Here is a 17,449-nt window from a genome sequence, read left to right on the forward strand (position 1 = left end):
GTGGGTCATCCCGCGCTGGCCGAGGCCGCGCCGGCGGTCTACTGGCTCGACCAGCCCGACCGACCGCCGCGCCGCCCGGGCCTCGAAGGCCTCACCGCCGATGGCCTCTGCGCCGACCTGGTGGTCGTCGGCGCCGGGTACTCCGGGCTCTGGACTGCCCTGCTGGCCAAGGAGGCCGACCCGTCGCTCGACGTGCTCGTCCTCGAGGCGGGATCGGTGGGGTGGGCGGCCTCCGGCCGCAACGGCGGCTTCTGCTCCGCGAGCCTGACGCACGGTGAAGCCAACGGCCTCGCGCGGTGGCCGCAGGAGTATGCCGCGTTGCACCGCTTGGGGCTGGCGAACCTCGACGGCATCGAGGCGACCGTGCGCACGTACGGGATCGAGTGCGACTTCCGGCGCACCGGCGAGCTGACCGTGGCGACACAGCCGCACCAGGTGGAGTGGCTGGCGGAGGAGTCGGAGGGCGAGCTGCTCGACCGCGACGCGGTGCGTGCCCACCTCGACTCGCCGACCTACCTCGCCGGCCTCTACCAGCCGGACGAGACCGCGATCGTCGACCCGGCCCGGCTCGCGTGGGGGCTCGCCCGCGCGGCCGAGTCCCTCGGCGTCCGCATCGCCGAGGGCGTGCGCGTCACGGGTCTGTCGACCGCCGGGTCGGGTGTCGACGTCGCCACGGCGGACGGTCCCGTGGTCCGCGGAGCGCGAGTCGCGTTGGGCACCAACGCTTTTCCTTCGTTGCTCAAGCGCACCAGACTGCACACGGTGCCGGTCTACGACTACGCCCTCATGACCGAGCCGCTGACCGACGACCAGCTCGCCTCGCTGGGCTGGGCCAGCCGGGCCGGGGTGGGCGACATGGCCAACCAGTTCCACTACTACCGCCTCTCCACCGACAACCGGATCCTCTGGGGCGGCTACGACGCGATCTACCACTACGGGCGGCGCCTCGAGTCGGGCCTCGACCAGCGGCCCGCGACGTTCGACCGGCTGGCCACCCACTTCTTCGAGACCTTCCCCCAGCTCGAGGGACTGCGCTTCAGCCACCAGTGGGGCGGGGCCATCGACACCTCCACGCGGTTCTGTGCCTTCTACGGCACCGCCCACCGCGGTCGGGTCGCCTACGCGACGGGGTTCACCGGCTTGGGTGTCGGCGCGACCCGCTTCGGCGCCCAGGTCATGCTCGACCTGCTGAGCGGCGCGGAGACTGAGCGGACCCGGCTGGCGATGGTGCGCGAGAAGCCGCTGCCGTTCCCGCCGGAACCATTGGCCTACACCGGGATCCAGCTGACCCGCTGGGCGCTCGCGAGTGCCGACCGGCACGAGGGCCGGCGCAACCTGTGGCTGCGCGCCCTCGACCGGGCCGGCCTCGGCTTCGACTCCTAGGGCACGACTCACCTGTTGCGATCTGGTGGTCGCCGAGGGGGCCGCTGGGCAGGTCTGGTGAGGACGGTGCGAAACACGTCGGGCTAGAGCGGCGAGTCCTGGCGTTGCGTCGCGTCGAGGTGGCTGCGCAGGATCTCGACCGCGAGCTCGTCGCGGGACCGGCCGGTCGCAGCGGCCCGCTCGGCAAGCGCGGCCGCCAGGTCCGGCGGCACGTCGAGGGTCGTGGCGGAGGAGCCGTGGTCGTCGGTCGAGCCGGGCCCGAACTTCATCAGGGCCGCTCCCACCACCGTGCCCAGGACGTCGAGGATGGCGACGATGCCGACCGCGCGGTAGAAGGTGTCCTCGCCGGGGTCGACGCCGAGCACCAGCATGCTGGTCATCAGGGCCAGGAGGGCGGCGAGGCCGATGGTGCCGAGCAGCATCCGTCGAGCCAGGGTGTTGGCCTTCTCGCCGGGTGCGAGCAGCAGGCAGGTCTGGGCGAGGGTGGCGGCCACGATCGCACCGATCGCGAAGGTCTTGACCCAGGCCTCGTCGAGCCCGTCGTGCGAGTCGAGCCAGATCAGCAGGAGCCCGGTCACGAGCGGGACGAGGACGACCACACCCCCTGCGACCCCGACGGGCTGCGACCTCCGGCCCGCGGTCGTGAGGTAGCAGAGCACCGCGATGCTGACCACGCCCACCAGCAGGGTGGTGAGCAGGACCTGGCCCTCCGTCTCTCCGAAGTCACCACCGCCGAGGAGGGCGATGATGCCGAGGAGGGCGGCGAGCGAGAACGAGCCGATGGTGACGCGGACGATCCAGCGGCGGATCGGTGCCGTCGTGGGTGTCGTGGGCGTCGTGGGCGCGGTGGGCGTCGTGGGGGTGGCCATGGCTCATGGTGGTGCATCCGCCCGGGTTCGCGCCTGAGTACCGAGCGCAGAAGGCGTGGTCCGAACGGGTGGTCTCTGCCCGCCCGACCCGGGTGCGAGGATGGCGGGGTGAGCCTCCCCGAGCCGCGCCCCCTCGACCTACCGCGGACGCCACCCCTGCGTCTGCGCGGCCGGACGTTCGACGCGTCGAGCCCCGCGGTCATGGGGATCATCAACCGCACCAGTGACTCCTTCTTCGCCGGCAACCGCCATGCCGACCTCGAGTCGGCCAAGCGCGCCCTCGAGGTCGCGGTGGCGGCCGGTGCTGACATCGTCGACATCGGCGGGGTGCGCGCCGGGCAGCAGGGCGAGGTGGTCGGACCGCAGGAGGAGATCGACCGCGTCATCCCCTTCCTGGCCCACGCCCGGGCGGCCTACCCCGACCTCGCACTCAGCCTCGACACGTGGCGGTCCGAGGTGGCGCAGGAGGCGGGGCGGCACGGCCTCGACCTCGTCAACGACACCTGGGCCGGCCACGATCCCGAGCTCGTCCACGTCGCGGCGAAGATCGGGGCCGGGGTCGTCTGCTCCCACACCGGTGGCCTCCCGCCGCGCACCGATCCCGTCAAGGTGACCTACGGGACCGACCCGCTCGACGTCGTCCGTGACGTGCTCCGCACGCTCGCCGACGGTGCGTCCGCGGCCCGGCAGGCCGGCATACCCCAGGACCGCATCCTCATCGACCCCACGCTCGACTTCGGCAAGACGACCGTGCACTCCCTGGAGGTGCTCCGGCACACCGCGGAGGTGGCGGAGCTGGGCTTCCCGATCCTGCAGGCCTTGTCCCGCAAGGACTTCGTGGGCGAGTCGCTCGGGCTCGAGGCCGATGACCGACTCGAGGGCACGCTGGCGGCGACCGCCGTGGCCGCCTGGCTGGGTGCCACGGTGTTCCGGGCCCACGACGTGCGCGCCACCCGTCGGGTGGTCGACATGGTCGCGGTCATCCGCGGCGACCGTGCGCCGGTCCGCGCCGTACGCGGCACGTAGTACGCGCCGGCCCACGGACCCTCTCGGACCCGCTGGGGATGCGACGACGGCCGGAAGCCCCCTGGCTTTCCGGCCGTCGCCACGTTCCTCAGCTCACCGCAGGGTGATGGTCACCGTGTGCGGCACTCCGTCACCGAGGTCGATCCGCAGCTCGTACGTGCCGACCTGGAGCGGCTTGGTGTTGAGGTTGAACAGGTACTGCCCATCGGTGTACCTGAACAGGTTCCCGGTGGTGGCCGCCGAGGTCGACACCGCCACCGGCGTGGTGCCGGCTGCCGGTGCGGAGACCTTGCGGATCCACAGAGTGGACTGCAGGTTCGTGACGCCGGCCGAAGCGCCGGTCAGCGCGAACTTCACCGGGATGGTGCTGCCCTGCTTGTAGGTCCCACCCTCGGTGACCGGCGCGAGCACGCCGCTCCAGCCGACCGACACCGTGACCGTGAAGGACACGGCACTCGTGTTGCCCGCGTGGTCGGTCGACGTGCAGTTGACGTTGGTCGTCCCGAGCGGGAAGGTGCTGCCGCTCGGCGGGGTGCAGGTCACCGCGGTGGCCCCGTCGACCAGGTCGGTGGCCTGCGGCTTCGGATAGGTGACGACCGCGCCGGCGGCGGACGTCGCCGTGGCGGTGCGGTTCGAGACGCTGCCGAAGCTGGGTCCGGTGCGGTCGGCCACGGTGACGGTGAACTCGGCTGTGCCGGTGTTGCCGCTCAGGTCCGTCGCCGAGCAGGTGACGACGGTGTCACCCAGGGGGAAGGTGGAACCCTGTGCCTGGTCGCAGGTCACCGGTCGCGTGCCGTCTACGAGGTCCGTCGCGGTCGGGACCACCCAACTGTGTGCCGCGCCAGCGGCCGAGGTGGCCTCGATCGTCTGGCTGGCCACCGCCCCGACCACCGGGGCAGTCGTGTCGGCGACGTTGACCGTGAACGTCTTGTCGACCGAGTTGCCGGAGAAGTCCTTCGCAGTGCAGGTCACCTGGGTCGCGCCCAGGGCGAAGACCGAACCGGATGCCGGGTCGCAGACGACGTCTGGCGACGCGTCGACGAGGTCGGTGGCCGTCGCCTCGAAGGACACCGGCGCACCGTTCGGCCCGGTGGCCTCTTCGGTCTCGACGGAGACGTCGTTGAAGACCGGCGGCGTCGTGTCCTCCACGGTCACGGTGAAGTGGCCCGTGCCGGGGTTGCCGCGGATGTCGGTCGCGGAGCAGTCGACCCTCGTGTCACCGAGGGCGAAGAGCGAGCCGCTGGCCGGTGCACAGACGACGCTGACGTCGCCGTCCACGAGGTCGGACGCGAGACCGACCGCATACGTGACGGTGGCACCGTCTGGGCCGGTGGCCTCGTCGGTGACCGACTTGAGGGTGGGCAGCTCGGGCGCCGTCGTGTCCTTGACGTCGACCTTGAAGGAATCCGCGGCCGTGTTGCCGTGGGCGTCCGTGGCCGAGCAGCTCACCGTGGTGGGCGTGTCGAGTGCGAACTGGGTGCCCGAGGCGGGGTCGCACTCCACCGCTACGGTTCCATCGACGATGTCGCTGGCGGAGGTCGACCAGTCGACGACGGCACCCGCCGGGCTGGTGGCCTCGGCGATGATGTTGGCCGGCACTGTGAGGGCCGGAGCCGTGGTGTCCTCGACCGTGACGGTGAAGGTCGCCGACCCCGTGTTGCCGTGGGTGTCCTTGGAGGTGCACTTCACCGTGGTTTCACCCACCGGGTAGGTGTCCCCGGAGTTGTGGTCGCAGTCGACCGCGCGGTCGCCGTCGACGTCGTCGAGGGCAGTGGCCGCGGTCCAGTCGACCTGGGCGCCGGACGGCCCGGTGGCCTCGACCGCCTCAGGCTCGTGCACGGTCACCTTGGGGGCAGTCTTGTCCTGCACCGTGATGACGAACGAACCCGTGCCGGTGTTGCCGGCCGCGTCCTTGGCCGTGCACGTTGCAGTCGTCGCGCCGAACGGGAAGGTGCTGCCCGATGCAGGGGTGCAGCTCACCGGCAGTGAGCCGTCGACGTTGTCCGTCGCAGTCGCGGTGAAGGAGTGCGCTGCACCGGCGGGGCTGGTGGCGCCGATCGTCACGTCGGAGGGCACGGTGACGACGGGGACCGTGTGGTCGGCCACCGAGACACTGAAGGTGGTGCTGGCCGAGTGGGCGCTCAGGTCAGTGGCCGAGCAGGTGACGGTCGTGCTGCCGATCGGGAAGGTGGAACCCGAGGCAGGCAGGCAGGAGACCGGGCGGCTGCCGTCGACGGCGTCGGTCGCCGTGGGCGAGGTGTAGGTGACCGGAGCGCCGGCTGAGTCGACCGCGTCGACGGTCACGTTGGAGACCGTGGAGAGCGACGGTGCGGTGGTGTCGACGATGGAGTAGGTCGCCGTCGCGGTGCCGAGCAGGCCGCCGGCGTCGGTGTAGGAGCAGGAGACCGTCCGGCTGCCGAGCCCGGCGGAAGCGCGAGGTCCGCTCAGGGCCGTCACGGAGGGCGTGACGCTGCCCGAGCCGTCGTGGTCGTCCGTCCACGTGCAGGTCGGCGTCGGCGCGGAACCGAACTCGTAGCTGCCGCCTGCCGTGACACCGGCCAGCGTCATCACGGGTGCGAGGTTGCTCGCGCAGTTCCAGGAGACCCCGAACGTGCCGGTGTCGCCGGCCGGGTAGGCGTTGGACGTGACCTTGACCGACACCGTCGTGTTGCCGGTCGCCGCCCCGGAGGAGATGGTGGTGCTGACGGGGAAGGTGAATGCCTGCCTCGCGCCGTTGGCGGTGAACCCGTCGGGGACGACCACGGGGTCGCCTACGAGGGTGGTCGTGACCTGGCTGCTGCCGTCGGTGATCGCGATGGTCAGCGTCTCCCCGGGCAGGTAGTGGGACGTGTTCGACCCGCCAGTGCGCTTCACCTCGACGAGGCCCGACCTGGTGACCGGGAGCGTGCACGCGGTGGCGACGAGATCGGTGGTGGCCGAGGCGACCGTATCGCCATCGGGCGTGACCACGTCGGCGTGGGCCGACCCGGCCGAGAAGAAGGTGAGGCTGGCGGCAGCGAAGACCGCCATCAGACGTGATGGTGCAGACAGTGACATGGACGTCCCCCAAGAACGAACGAAGCAGAGCGCGAGTAGTGATCGAACGATGGCACCACCGCTGACCTGCGCAAATACCCCCGAACCACAATAAGTCCAAACGGCTGACACGTTCGTTGAGGTGGCTTTCCGAGGCCTCGGTTTGGATGCAGCTGGCCGTGGAAGCGCCCCGGCTGAGCGTGAGTTGGGGAGGTAGCGTGAGTTGGTGATCTGACGAGAATTTGACCTCGGAGGACCTCACGCGGTCCCCATCCTGCGTGCTAGCGTTTCTCACGGTTGCATCAAGCAGTTCCTCGCAAGGTCGACGAAGTGCCCGCCCTAGCACCATCAGAGCGGGCATTCGCCTTCTTAGGTGGCAGTTGGTCTGAGGGCGGGCATGTCTCGTCCGTGGGGGTGTGTACGGCAGCCTGGGTTCCGCGAAGTGCGGATTCCCAATGGCTACAAAAGAAAGAGTTACCCCATGGCACAGGGAACCGTTAAGTGGTTCAACGCTGAGAAGGGCTTCGGCTTCATCGCCCAGGACGGCGGCGGCCCGGACGTGTTCGTCCACTACTCGGCGATCGAGTCCTCGGGCTACCGCTCGTTGGACGAGGCGCAGCGCGTGGAGTTCGAGGTCACCCAGGGACCCAAGGGTCCCCAGGCTGACGCCGTTCGCCCGATCTGACCCGAGGACTGCTCAACCCACAGTCTTCCGACAAGGCCCCCACCACCGGTGGGGGCCTTGTCGCGTCCCGGTATGCCGCCTGGCGCCATCCCATGCAGAAGGCGAGTCAGCGCCGCGTCGCCCGGCGCTAACTCGCCTTTTGCATGAATCTGCGACGCTGGGGCTAGCCGGCGGCGAGGGCGGTGAGGAAGTCCTTGGCCACCGGCGCGGCGACGCTGCCACCGCTGGCGCCCTTCTCGACGAGGACCGCGAACGCGACGTCGCCCTGGTAGCCGACGAACCACGCGTGCGTCTCCGGCGGGTTCTTGGCGCCGAACTCCGCGGTGCCGGTCTTGCCGCGGACGATGCCGCCGGGCGTCCCCTTGAGCACCGTCGCGGTGCCACTGCTCACGACCTCACCCATCAGCGTCCGGAGCTGGCCCACGACCTTCGCGTCGAGGGGCTTGGCGGTCCGGTCGGCACCGTCGACGGCCGGGTCCGTGACGAGGGCGGGGGCGATGGTCGACCCACGCGCGACGTTGGCGGCGAGGACCGCCAGGGCCAGCGGCGACGTGACGTTGCGACCCTGTCCGATGGCGGCCGCCGCCTTGTCGGTCTTGCCGTTGTTGTCGGGGATGCTCGCGTCGAACGCGTTGGCGACACCGAGGGTCTTGGCCCACCCCGTGAGGCCGAGGGTCGCCGCGGCCTTGGCCAGGTCGTCGTTGCCCAGCTTGGTCGACAGCTGCACGAAGGCGGTGTTGCAGGAGTGCGCGAAGTCGGTGGTGAAGTCGGGGGTCCCGAGTGACTCGCCCTCGAAGTTCTTGTAGGACCTGCCGTCGACCACGAAGGTCTTGGGGCACGTGACCGAGGTCCCCGGCGTGACCTTGCCCGAGCTCAGGAGCGAGTAGGTCGTGGCGATCTTGAACGCCGACCCGGGCGGGTAGTGACCGGTCATGGCCCGGTCGAACCCGAGGGCCGGGGAGTTGGCCGAGGCCAGGACGTCACCGGTCTTCACGTCGACCGCGACGAGCGCCGAGGGGACGTCGCCGGTCGAGGCGATCGCGTTCTCGGCGGCGTCCTGCACCCTGGGGGAGAGGGTGGTCGACACGTCCTTGCCGGGCACGGCGTCCTTGGCGAACAAGGCCGTGTCCGGCTCGGCGCTCGAGGTGACCTGCACTCCCGCGGTGCCACCGAGCACCGCGTCGTACTGCCCCTGGAGGCCACTGACCCCGGCGTAGTCGCCCGCGGCATACCGGCCCTTGGACTTGGCGATCAGCTCGGCGCTCACGGCGCCGAAGGAGCCGAGCAACGGCTGGCCGAAGGTGCGCGTCTTGGCCAGCGGCTGCTCGCGGGCGGGGTAGATCACGCCCTTGAGCGCGTCGAGGGCGGCCTTGCGCTCGTCGAAGTCGGACTGGCGGTAGGTGATGACGGGGATCGGAGCCTTGCTGCCGGCCTTCGTCGCGGCGGCCAGCTTGGCCACGAGCGACCCGGCCGGCTCGTCGACGATCTGCTCGAGCTCGCGCACGGTGGCGGCGGTCGCCCGGGACGGGTCGATCTGCACCGGGTAGACCTTCCCGATCGGGGTCAGGGCCTGCCCGTCACGGTCGCGCAGGGTGCCGCGCTCGCCCCACGTGCGGTTGGCGGTCAGGGTGGCGCCGGTCTTGAGCTGCGGGTGCCACTGCGAGTGGTCCTTCGGCAGGGTGATCGCCCAGCGGCGTCCGCCGGTCGCGGCGCGCTCGGCGGTGACCGGCACGTCGTACGACCAGACGACGCCCCCGGCCAGGGTCCACGAGACGTGCGCCGTGGCCGTCGCGCGGTCGCCGGTGCGCCGCACCCCGTCGGCGGTGACCTTGACCGGGCCGGTGCCCAGACCGGCGGTGGCCTTGGTGAACTCCGCCTGGACGACGTCCCTGGTGGTGCCGGTGAAGAGGATGCCCGGCTTGGTGAACGAGCGCCCCGCCCACGACGTGGCGAAGGCCGCCACCTCCTCCTTGGCGGCGGCGTCGAGCGCCTTCTCCGCCTCGGTGTGCCGCCACCACAGACCAGCCCCGGCCGCTGCTGCGACCAGGACGACGGCGGTGATTCCCCCCACGACTGCGCGTTGCCTCATGCGTCCATCCAACCTCACCTGTTGCTGCTTCGTCCCATTTGTCACCCCTGGACAACCCAGCGGGCTGGTGTGGCGTCTGGGGGACAGGACGCAGAAGGCCGAACACTCAGGAAGCGCCCGTACACTCACGGGGGCGATTCGTCGCCCGGCCACCTGCAGGGGTGGCCTTTTCAGGAATCAGAGAGGTATACGTGAGCGAGCCCACCAACGGCTCTGCGCCCGGCGACGACATCCCCAGCCAGAGCACGGGTGCCCCCGCCGACGGCACGCGCAGCACCACCGACGTCCCCCGGCGTCGGTCCGACCGCCACACCGCCAAGCAGCATCGTCACCCGTGGCTGCGTCGCGCTGCCTTCGGCGTCGCCGGCCTCCTCGTGGTGTCTCTCGTCCTCGGCGTCGCCGCCTACGTCAAGCTCAACGGCAACATCCACCGCCTCGACATCAGCAGTGCGCTCGGTGACCGTCCGAAGCCGCAGGCCACCACGGACGCGCAGACCAACCTGGCCCCGCTGAACATCTTCGTGATGGGTTCGGACAGCCGTGAGGGCACCAACCTCGGCAAGGGACAGACCGAGTACGGCATGGCGGGCAGCCGCTCCGACACCAACCTCATCGTCCACCTCTCCGCCGACCGCAAGTCGGCGATCGTCGTGTCGATCCCGCGTGACTCGATGACGATGGCGCCGCGCGACTGCAAGAACAAGAACGACAAGGTCGAGAACGGCGTCGTCCGGCAGTGGAACCAGAACTTCACGCTCGGCGGTCCGGCCTGCACCATCCGCACGTTCGAGGGCCTCACGGGCGTCTTCATCGACCACTTCGTCGTGATCGACTTCCGCGGGTTCCAGAGCATGGTCGACGCCCTCGGGGGCGTGACGGTCTGCCTCCCCGAGGCGGTCAAGGACCGCCAGAGCTTCCTCGACCTCCCGGCAGGCAAGAGCAGGGTCAACGGCAAGAACGCGCTGGCCTACGTGCGGTTGCGCCACAACATCGGTGACGGGTCGGACCTGGGTCGGATCGACCGCCAGCAGGCGTTCCTGTCGTCGGTGATCCAGGAGGCGACCAAGTCGTCGCTGCTGCTGCGCCCCGACAAGCTCTTCCGCTTCCTCAACGCCACCACCTCGGCGATGACGACCGACAACGGCCTGAACGTCGGTGAGATGAAGGACATCGCGCAGAGCGTGCAGAGGATCGGCACCGACCAGATCCGGTTCGTGAAGCTCCCGACCGAGGCCTACGCCCCCGACCCGAACCGCGTCCAGTGGACCTCCAGCGCCGACACCATCTGGAAGGCGCTCCGCACGGACAAGCCGCTGCCCGGCACGAAGGTGCCCTCGAGCACCACCACGGCCACCGGGTCGCCCACCACGACCGGGCCCGCGCTGACCGTCTCCCCGGACCGGATCAACGTGCGGGTCAGCAACGACTCGGGCATCGCGGGGCTGGCCAAGCAGTCAGCCGCGGAGCTCCAGGTGCAGGGTTTCAACGTCTCGTCGTACATCACCGGCAACAAGAGCACCGACGGTGTCGTGGTCCGCTACGGCCCGGGGCAGAAGGAAGCGGCGCGCACCGTCGCGGCCGTCTACCCGGGGGCGCAGCTGCGCGAGGACGACAGCCTGAGCACGACGATCGAGCTGAGCATGGGTGTCGGCTCGCCCAAGGCCGTCGAGATCCCCAACCGCCTCGGCACCCAACCGCTCCCCAAGCCGACGGTGTCTGCCACGCCGAGCACCGGCCCGAGCGAGACCATCAAGGCGCGCACCGCAGACCAGGACATCTGCAGCTGACCCACCCAGCGCAGCCCAGCGGCTTCCGCACAGGGTCGCTTTGCTCCCGTCGAGGGGGTGCAGATACCCTGTGCGGGCTCGGTTGCTCCATCGACCGGGCGAGGAGACGTCGCCTAGTCCGGTCTATGGCGCCGCACTGCTAATGCGGTTTGGGTTTATCGCCCATCGAGGGTTCAAATCCCTCCGTCTCCGCCACCCGAAGCAAGGCCCGACACGCTTTTCGTCGGGCCTTGCTTCGGGTGTGCCCGACGGGGAGTCCGTTGACCGTTCGAAGTGAACGCCCGTGCGTCCGGCCCCGTTTGCCGCGATCCGCAGGCGAGATCCGCCGGGCTCGGGCATCCTGTGGGCGACCGAGTCAAGGAGCGTCATGTCGTACCCGTCCAACCCGTTCGGCCCGCCCGGCCACCAGGCCCAGCCGGAGCCCCAGTCCCAGCCGGCGTACCAGCCCCAGCCGGCGTACCAGCCCCAGCCGGACTACCCACCGCAGTCCCAGCCGCCCAACCCCCAGGCGTGGGCACCGGTCCACGAGACGGGGTATGCCGCGCAGGGACCTGGCCCCGGGCAGTACGCACCGTTCACGCCGGCTCCCAAGGGCGGCAACGGGCTGGCGGTCACGGCGCTCGTGATGAGTGGGCTCGCCTTGCTGGCTGTCGTGGCGATGGCCGCGTTCTTCTTCGTCGGGCCGGTCATGTCTGGCGGTGGCTACGTCCTCACCGGCGAGGTGACCGTCGTCGACAAGGGCGCGAGCTACTCGGCTCTCCAGGACTCGCTCGTCGCCGCGATCGAGGACGACGGCGGGTCCGTCGACGAGATCGTGTGTCCCGAGCGCTCCCAGGTCGGTCAGGGGCTGGTCACCGTCTGCCACGGCTCCGTGGACGGCTTCGACTGGACCGGCATCGTGGTGTTCGAGGACGACGCGGGCTCGTTCATCGTCACCGAGTACTGACCCTGCGGGGACCGCGGCTCCCGGCGGAAGATCCACGACCGCATCGCCACGAACCGCACGACCGTCGAGGCGGCCGTCGCAGCGCCGACGACGAAGGTCGCCACGGCGGTCGACGGCGCACTGACCGCTGTGTGCAGGAGCGCCAGCGCGCCCGCGGTCATCAGCCAGGTGATGCCGAAGACGGCCATCCCCTGCAGCTGTGACCGGAGCCGACCGGCGCCGCGGATGCCGAAGGTCCACCGTCGGTTGAGGGCGGTGTTGGCGACGGTCGCCACGAGCAGGGCGACCAGGTTGGCCGTCTGGGTCGAGGACGCCACCGACGCGAGCGACGCGAACAAGCCGAGGTGGATGACCGTCGACACGAGCCCCACCGCCGCGAACCGGCTGACCTGCCGCCAGGTCCCGGCGGACGGGTCGTGGCGGCCGATCCGTGCGGCGATGTCCGCGACGGGAAGTCGTCCGGACGCCAGGCCCCGGCGCAGCCTGAGCACGCCGCGCAGGTCGTCGAGCGCCGTGGTGACGACGTCGACTCGCGAGTCGGGGTCGTCGAACCAGTCCACGGGCACTTCGTGGATGCGCAGGCCCGAGCGTTGGGCGAGCACGAGCAGCTCGGTGTCGAAGAACCACGTGGGGTCCTCGACCAGCGGCAGCAGCTCGGCTGCCACGTCGCCCCTGATCGCCTTGAACCCGCACTGGGCATCGGTGAACCCGGCCCCGAGCGCAGCCTTGAGGACGAGGTTGTAGCAGCGCGAGATCACCTCGCGCTTGGCTCTCCGGACGACCCGTGAGCCTCGGGCCAGGCGTGACCCGATGGCCAGGTCGGAGTGCCCCGACATGAGTGGCGCGACCAGCGGCCACAGGGCGTCGAGGTCGGTGGACAGGTCGACGTCCATGTAGGCGAGGATCGGTGCGTCGGAGGCGAGCCACACCTGCTTGAGCGCGCGCCCCCGTCCCTTCTCCGCCAGACGCGCCAGGGCCACGCCCGGGAGCTCCGCCGCGAGCCCCGACGCGACGGCGACCGTCGCGTCGGTGCTGGCGTTGTCCGCCACCGTGATCCGGTACGGGTAGGGGAACGTCTCGGCCAGGTGGGCGTGCAGCCGGCGGACGCTGGCGGCGACCGTGTGCTGCTCGTTGTGGACGGGGATGACGACGTCGAGCACGGGGGCGGTCATCTCGGCTCTCCTCAGGTGGTCTGCGTGGTGCTGGTGGTCGCTGAACCAGCGCTGGAGGCCAACGGCTGAGTCAGGTCGTAGAAGGTGGATCCGCCGATACTGACCTGGGTGAAGTTGGCCGCCACCCACTCCGAGATCTGCGTGCCGGTGCCCGAGCTGCCCAGCCCGCCACCGCGGCCACCGCCGGACCCCCCACTGGCGAAGTAGTGGACGTCGCCGTCGGCGACGTACTGCTGGAACTGCGCCAGGGTCGGGCTGGGGTCACTGCCGTTGAAGCCACCGATGGCCATCACCGGCAGGCCGGTCCCGAGCTGCAGGCCGGCCGCGTTCTGCGACCCGATGGCGGCGGCGACCCAGCGGTAGGAGCTGGCGCCGGCCGAGAGGGCCGAGACGACCTCGGTGTTCGGCGTCGAGGCGCTGAGCAGGCCGCCCATGCCACCGGCGCGCGTGCCACCCGTCGTGCCGGTGCCGGCCTGTGGCCCGCCGGTGATGCCCTGCGGAGGTGCACCCAAGCCGCCCGGGCCACCGCCCGGCATACCGCCGCCTCGGCCGCCGGCCACCGCCGGACCCGCCGTGACGATCGACCCGGTGTGCGCGGTGCCGACGGTCTGGACGCTGTAGGCGGCCGGCCCGGCGAGCGCCGCCACGAGGGCACCGGCGATCACCACCGGCACGAACCGGCGGTGCAGCTGCGTGATGGCGAGGAGCAGGAGGGCGCTGGCGAGGCCGAGCGCGAGGACGAAGATCCGCAGCCAGCCCTGCCAGTCGGTCCGCGAGAGCAGGATGAACGACCAGGTGGCGGCCGCGGCGGTCGCCACTGCGAGGGCGATCGACCCGACCGAGCTGTGTCGATGCTCCCAGGCCTCCGCGGCACCCATGCCGACCAGGGCGGCGATGGCGGGCGCGAGGGCGACCGTGTAGTACTCGTGGAAGATGCCGGCCATCAGCGAGAACGTCACCATCGTGACGAGCAGCCAACCGCCCCAGACCACGTATGCCGCGCGGCGGGCATCCGTGCGCGGGGCCCGGCCCCGCAGGTAGAGGCCGACGGCCAGGAGGATGAGGGCCGACGGGATGAGCCAGGAGATCTGGCCGCCGATGGACGAGCTGAACATGCGCCCCAGGCCGGTCGCGCCCCAGCCGTTGCCGCCGCCGACCGACCCGGTCTCGTTGCCGCTGATCCGGCCGAGGCCGTTGTAGCCGAAGGTGACCGACAGGAACGAGTTGTCCTGCGAGCCGCCGATGTAGGGGCGCAGGCTCGCGGGGATGAGCTCGACGATCGCCACCCACCAGGCCGCGGACAGGACCATGGCCGCGCTCCCGATGAGGGCACCGGTGATGCGACGGCGGAGGGTGGTGTCGGCGAACAGGACGTAGGCGAGGCCGAAGGCCGGGACGACGAGGAGGACCTGCAGCGCCTTGGTCAGGAAGCCGAGGCCGATGAAGACGCCGACGATGGCGAACCACTTGGCCGAGCCCTGCTCGATCGACTTCATCGTGGCCCAGGCCCCGAGCGCCATGAGGAGGACGAGCAGCGCGTCGGGGTTGTTGAACCGGAACATCAGGACGGCCACCGGCGTCAGCGCCATGACCGCGCCACCGATGAGCCCGGCGGCAGCGCCGAAGTGGCGCTTCACCGTCGCGTAGACGACGCCGACCGTGGCAACGCCCATCAGCACCTCGGGCATGAGGATGCTGAAGGAGCTGAGCCCGAGTACCCGCACCGACAGGGCCATCACCCACAACGAGGCGGGCGGCTTGTCGACGGTGATCGAGTTGCCCGCGTCGGACGAGCCGAAGAAGAACGCCTTCCAGCTGTCGCTGCCGGCCTGCACCGCGGCGGAGTAGAACGAGTTCGCGTAGCCGTTCGAGGTGAGGTTGGCGAAGTAGAAGAGGGCCGTCGCGAGGAGCAGGCCGAGGAGTGCAGGGCGGGCCCAGGACGGGTCGCTGTCGGGGCCGCGCCAGAGGCGCTGGATCCAACGCGGCGTCGTCGGCTCGGCCGGGCCAGCCTGCACGGGGGTGGTGGGGCGCGCGGGCAGCACGGGCTGGCCGGGGGCGTCGCGGTGGAGGGTCATCGTGTCCATGCCCCTACGGTCGGGCCGGGCCCTGTGCGAGCCCTGTGGTGCTCCTGAGCCCCGGTGATGAGTCCGACCTGGTCGCGGACCGCCCGACTCAGCCTCGAGGCAGGGCGACCGTGAAGGTGGTGTCGCCGGGGCTCGAGGACAGCTCGACGTTGCCGCCGTGCGACTTGGCGACGGCGTCGACGATCGAGAGCCCGAGGCCGCTCGAGCCGGACGCCCGGTTGCGCGAGTCGTCGCCTCGGGTGAAGCGTTGGAAGACGTTGCGCTGCAACGCCTCCGGCACGCCGGGGCCATCGTCCGACACGCTGAGCCTGATCCACGGCCCGTCGGGCTTGACCGACATGATCACGCGGGTGCCCGCAGGGGTGTGGGTGCGCGCGTTGGCCAGGAGGTTCGCGACGACCTGGTGCAGACGAGCCGAGTCGCCGGTCACCTCGACGGGCTGGTCGGGCAGGTCGAGCTCCCAGCGGTGGTCGGGGGAGGCGGCGTGGGCGTCGCTCACCGCGTCCATCGCGAGGAGCGACAGGTCGACGGGCTCGCGGTCCAGGGGTCGGCCGGCGTCCAGCCGGGCCAGCAGCAGGAGGTCCTCGACGAGTCCCTGCATGCGCAACGCCTCGGACTCGACGCGCGACAGCGCGTGCGTGACCGACGCGGGCACCGGCTCGCGCTCGCGCCGGGACAGCTCGGCATACCCGCGGATGGAGGCGAGGGGAGTGCGCAGCTCGTGCGACGCGTCGGCGACGAACTGTCGCACCCGCTGCTCGCTGTCGTGCCGTGCCTGCAGCGCGCCCTCGACGTTGTCGAGCATGTTGTTGAGCGCGAGGCCGACCTGGCCGACCTCGGTGCGGGGGTCGGTGTCGGTGTCGGCGAGCCGCTCGGCGAGGGCGACGTCGCCGGAGTCGAGCTTGAGGTTGGAGACCTTGGTCGCGGTGTGGGCGACCCGTTGGAGGGGAGCCAGGTTGCGCCGCACCAGCCAGAGCCCGCCGGCCGACACCAGGATGAACCCGATGACGGTGCCACCCACCATCAGCGTGATGACCTGGTTGATGGTCGCGGTGACGCCGCCCGTGGGCAGCCCCGAGATGACCGTGTCGCCATCGATCTCGTGGGCCGACGCCAAGCGATAGGTGCCCAGCCCCTCGATCTCGACCGTCTTCGGGTTCGTGCCGATGCCGGCGGCCAGCAGGGCGCTGATCTGCGCAGTGGTCAGCGTGCCGGTCGTCTCGTCGTGCTCGACCCGGTTGACGCTGACGAGGCTGTCCCGGACCACCAGGGTGAGGGACTGGCCGCCGCCGCCGGGGAGGGGGCCTCCTCCGCCGGGGCCGGGTCCCCGCCCGTCGTTGGAGCGGGGACCGCCGGCCCGGACGAGGGTCGACTGGAGGTCCTGGTCGAGACGGCCGACGAGGAAGTCGTGCAGCAGCACCACGGTCAGGGACGACGTGGCGAGGGTGATGGCGAGGAACAGCCCGACCACCGTGGCGACCAGCTTCCTGCTCAGGGTCCAGGTGGCCGGGTTGAGGCTCGATCGAGCAGAGCCGACCGCGGCGGCAGGGCTCATGCTGCGGGCTTGAGGACGTACCCGACGCCACGCATGGTGTGGATCATCGGCTCGCGACCCGCGTCGATCTTCTTGCGCAGGTAGGAGATGTAGAGCTCGACGACGTTGGCCTGACCGCCGAAGTCGTAGTTCCACACGCGGTCGAGGATCTGTGCCTTGGAGAGCACCCGCTTGGGGTTGCGCATCAGGTAGCGGAGCAGCTCGAACTCGGTGGCCGTGAGGTTGATCGGCTCGCCGGCCCGGGTCACCTCGTGGCTGTCCTCGTCCATGCTGAGGTCACCCACCACCAGCACGGAGTCGGACTCGTCGGTGACGACGGCGGTGCGGCGCATCAGGGCGCGCAGCCGAGCCACCACCTCCTCCAGGCTGAACGGCTTGGTGACGTAGTCGTCGCCGCCCGCGGTCAGGCCGGCCACGCGGTCCTCCACGGCGTCCTTGGCCGTCAGGAAGAGCACGGGCACGTTCGGGTTGTCGCCACGCATCCGGCGCAGCACCTCGAGTCCGTCGAAGTCGGGGAGCATCATGTCGAGGGCGACCGCATCGGGCTGGAACTCCCGGGCTGCCCGGACCGCCGTGACACCGGTGGCCGCCGTGCGGACCTCCCAGCCCTCGTAGCGCAGCGCCATCCCCAGCAGCTCGGTGAGGTTGTTCTCGTCGTCCACGACGAGGACGCGGACGGGGGAGCCGTCGAGGCGCTGGAGCTTGGCGGCGGCTGACTGCTTCGTGTTCATGGTCCTAGGAAACACCGGAACGATGTGCGGCGCCCTCGGATCTCCTGTGCGAATCCTGTGAGCCCTCTGTGCCGGATGCTCAGTCG

12 protein-coding genes and 1 tRNA gene are annotated in these 17,449 nt (G+C 70.7%); 6 read left to right on the forward strand and 7 right to left on the reverse strand.

Annotation, left to right across the window (positions count from 1 at the left end; genetic code table 11):
• The gene (locus AC1DWJ_RS04920) at positions 1–1,383 is read left to right on the forward strand and encodes an NAD(P)/FAD-dependent oxidoreductase (RefSeq protein WP_457254203.1); all 1,383 of its coding nucleotides are present in this window, start codon (positions 1–3) and stop codon (positions 1,381–1,383) included.
• An 83-nt stretch (positions 1,384–1,466) separates the two neighbouring features.
• Here AC1DWJ_RS04920 and AC1DWJ_RS04925 read toward each other — a convergent pair whose 3' ends face one another.
• Positions 1,467–2,252, reverse strand: coding sequence for a hypothetical protein (locus AC1DWJ_RS04925; RefSeq protein ID WP_477620134.1), 786 nt, complete (start codon positions 2,250–2,252; stop codon positions 1,467–1,469).
• 108 nt (positions 2,253–2,360) lie between these two features.
• Between AC1DWJ_RS04925 and folP the strand changes: the two genes are divergently transcribed.
• Positions 2,361–3,278, forward strand: a complete 918-nt coding sequence (folP, locus tag AC1DWJ_RS04930) for a dihydropteroate synthase (protein ID WP_457254201.1) — start codon at positions 2,361–2,363, stop codon at positions 3,276–3,278.
• 93 nt (positions 3,279–3,371) lie between these two features.
• On the opposite strand, the gene AC1DWJ_RS04935 is transcribed toward folP, so the two are convergent.
• A complete protein-coding gene (locus AC1DWJ_RS04935; RefSeq protein ID WP_477620135.1) occupies positions 3,372–6,308 on the reverse strand; it encodes an HYR domain-containing protein in 2,937 nt (978 codons plus the stop codon).
• Positions 6,309–6,795: 487 nt separating this feature from the next.
• Here AC1DWJ_RS04935 and AC1DWJ_RS04940 point away from each other — a divergent pair, with 487 nt between their 5' ends.
• On the forward strand, positions 6,796–6,999 hold the full coding sequence (locus AC1DWJ_RS04940) for a cold-shock protein (RefSeq protein WP_056882965.1): 204 nt from the start codon (positions 6,796–6,798) through the stop codon (positions 6,997–6,999).
• 163 nt (positions 7,000–7,162) lie between these two features.
• Here AC1DWJ_RS04940 and AC1DWJ_RS04945 read toward each other — a convergent pair whose 3' ends face one another.
• Complete coding sequence (locus AC1DWJ_RS04945) at positions 7,163–9,088, reverse strand: penicillin-binding transpeptidase domain-containing protein (protein WP_477620136.1); 1,926 nt, start codon at positions 9,086–9,088, stop codon at positions 7,163–7,165.
• 191 nt (positions 9,089–9,279) lie between these two features.
• Here AC1DWJ_RS04945 and AC1DWJ_RS04950 point away from each other — a divergent pair, with 191 nt between their 5' ends.
• From AC1DWJ_RS04950 to AC1DWJ_RS04960, 3 genes are all read left to right on the forward strand, one after another.
• A complete protein-coding gene (locus tag AC1DWJ_RS04950) occupies positions 9,280–10,875 on the forward strand; it encodes an LCP family protein (RefSeq protein ID WP_477620137.1) in 1,596 nt (531 codons plus the stop codon).
• A gap of 102 nt (positions 10,876–10,977) precedes the next feature.
• Positions 10,978–11,070: transfer RNA gene (locus AC1DWJ_RS04955), tRNA-Ser, on the forward strand.
• Between the two features lie 172 nt (positions 11,071–11,242).
• Complete coding sequence (locus AC1DWJ_RS04960; protein ID WP_477620138.1) at positions 11,243–11,821, forward strand: hypothetical protein; 579 nt, start codon at positions 11,243–11,245, stop codon at positions 11,819–11,821.
• Here AC1DWJ_RS04960 and AC1DWJ_RS04965 read toward each other — a convergent pair.
• The 4 genes from AC1DWJ_RS04965 to AC1DWJ_RS04980 form a co-directional block, all read right to left on the reverse strand.
• Complete coding sequence (locus AC1DWJ_RS04965; RefSeq protein ID WP_477620139.1) at positions 11,716–12,993, reverse strand: bifunctional glycosyltransferase family 2/GtrA family protein; 1,278 nt, start codon at positions 12,991–12,993, stop codon at positions 11,716–11,718. The genes AC1DWJ_RS04960 and AC1DWJ_RS04965 overlap by 106 nt on opposite strands.
• 11 nt (positions 12,994–13,004) lie before the next feature.
• Positions 13,005–15,077, reverse strand: a complete 2,073-nt coding sequence (locus AC1DWJ_RS04970; RefSeq protein ID WP_477620140.1) for an ArnT family glycosyltransferase — start codon at positions 15,075–15,077, stop codon at positions 13,005–13,007.
• An 88-nt stretch (positions 15,078–15,165) separates the two neighbouring features.
• Complete coding sequence (locus AC1DWJ_RS04975; protein ID WP_477620141.1) at positions 15,166–16,632, reverse strand: sensor histidine kinase; 1,467 nt, start codon at positions 16,630–16,632, stop codon at positions 15,166–15,168.
• A complete protein-coding gene (locus AC1DWJ_RS04980) occupies positions 16,629–17,363 on the reverse strand; it encodes a response regulator transcription factor (protein ID WP_477620142.1) in 735 nt (244 codons plus the stop codon). Before AC1DWJ_RS04980 ends, AC1DWJ_RS04975 begins: the two co-directional genes overlap by 4 nt.
• Positions 17,364–17,449: the final 86 nt, after the last annotated feature.

It is taken from the genome of Pedococcus sp. P2_D7 (assembly GCF_056404295.1).

Excerpts from the sequence above, each read along its gene's own strand:
- AC1DWJ_RS04980 (WP_477620142.1), bottom strand. The coding sequence starts at position 17,363 with ATGAACACGAAGCAGTCAGCCGCCGCCAAGCTCCAGCGCCTCGACGGC.
- AC1DWJ_RS04970 (WP_477620140.1), bottom strand. The coding sequence starts at position 15,077 with ATGGACACGATGACCCTCCACCGCGACGCCCCCGGCCAGCCCGTGCTG.
- AC1DWJ_RS04935 (WP_477620135.1), bottom strand. The coding sequence starts at position 6,308 with ATGGCGGTCTTCGCTGCCGCCAGCCTCACCTTCTTCTCGGCCGGGTCG.
- AC1DWJ_RS04975 (WP_477620141.1), bottom strand. The coding sequence starts at position 16,632 with ATGAGCCCTGCCGCCGCGGTCGGCTCTGCTCGATCGAGCCTCAACCCG.
- AC1DWJ_RS04940 (WP_056882965.1), top strand. The coding sequence starts at position 6,796 with ATGGCACAGGGAACCGTTAAGTGGTTCAACGCTGAGAAGGGCTTCGGC.
- AC1DWJ_RS04925 (WP_477620134.1), bottom strand. The coding sequence starts at position 2,252 with ATGGCCACCCCCACGACGCCCACCGCGCCCACGACGCCCACGACACCC.
- AC1DWJ_RS04945 (WP_477620136.1), bottom strand. The coding sequence starts at position 9,088 with ATGAGGCAACGCGCAGTCGTGGGGGGAATCACCGCCGTCGTCCTGGTC.
- AC1DWJ_RS04960 (WP_477620138.1), top strand. The coding sequence starts at position 11,243 with ATGTCGTACCCGTCCAACCCGTTCGGCCCGCCCGGCCACCAGGCCCAG.
- AC1DWJ_RS04965 (WP_477620139.1), bottom strand. The coding sequence starts at position 12,993 with ATGACCGCCCCCGTGCTCGACGTCGTCATCCCCGTCCACAACGAGCAG.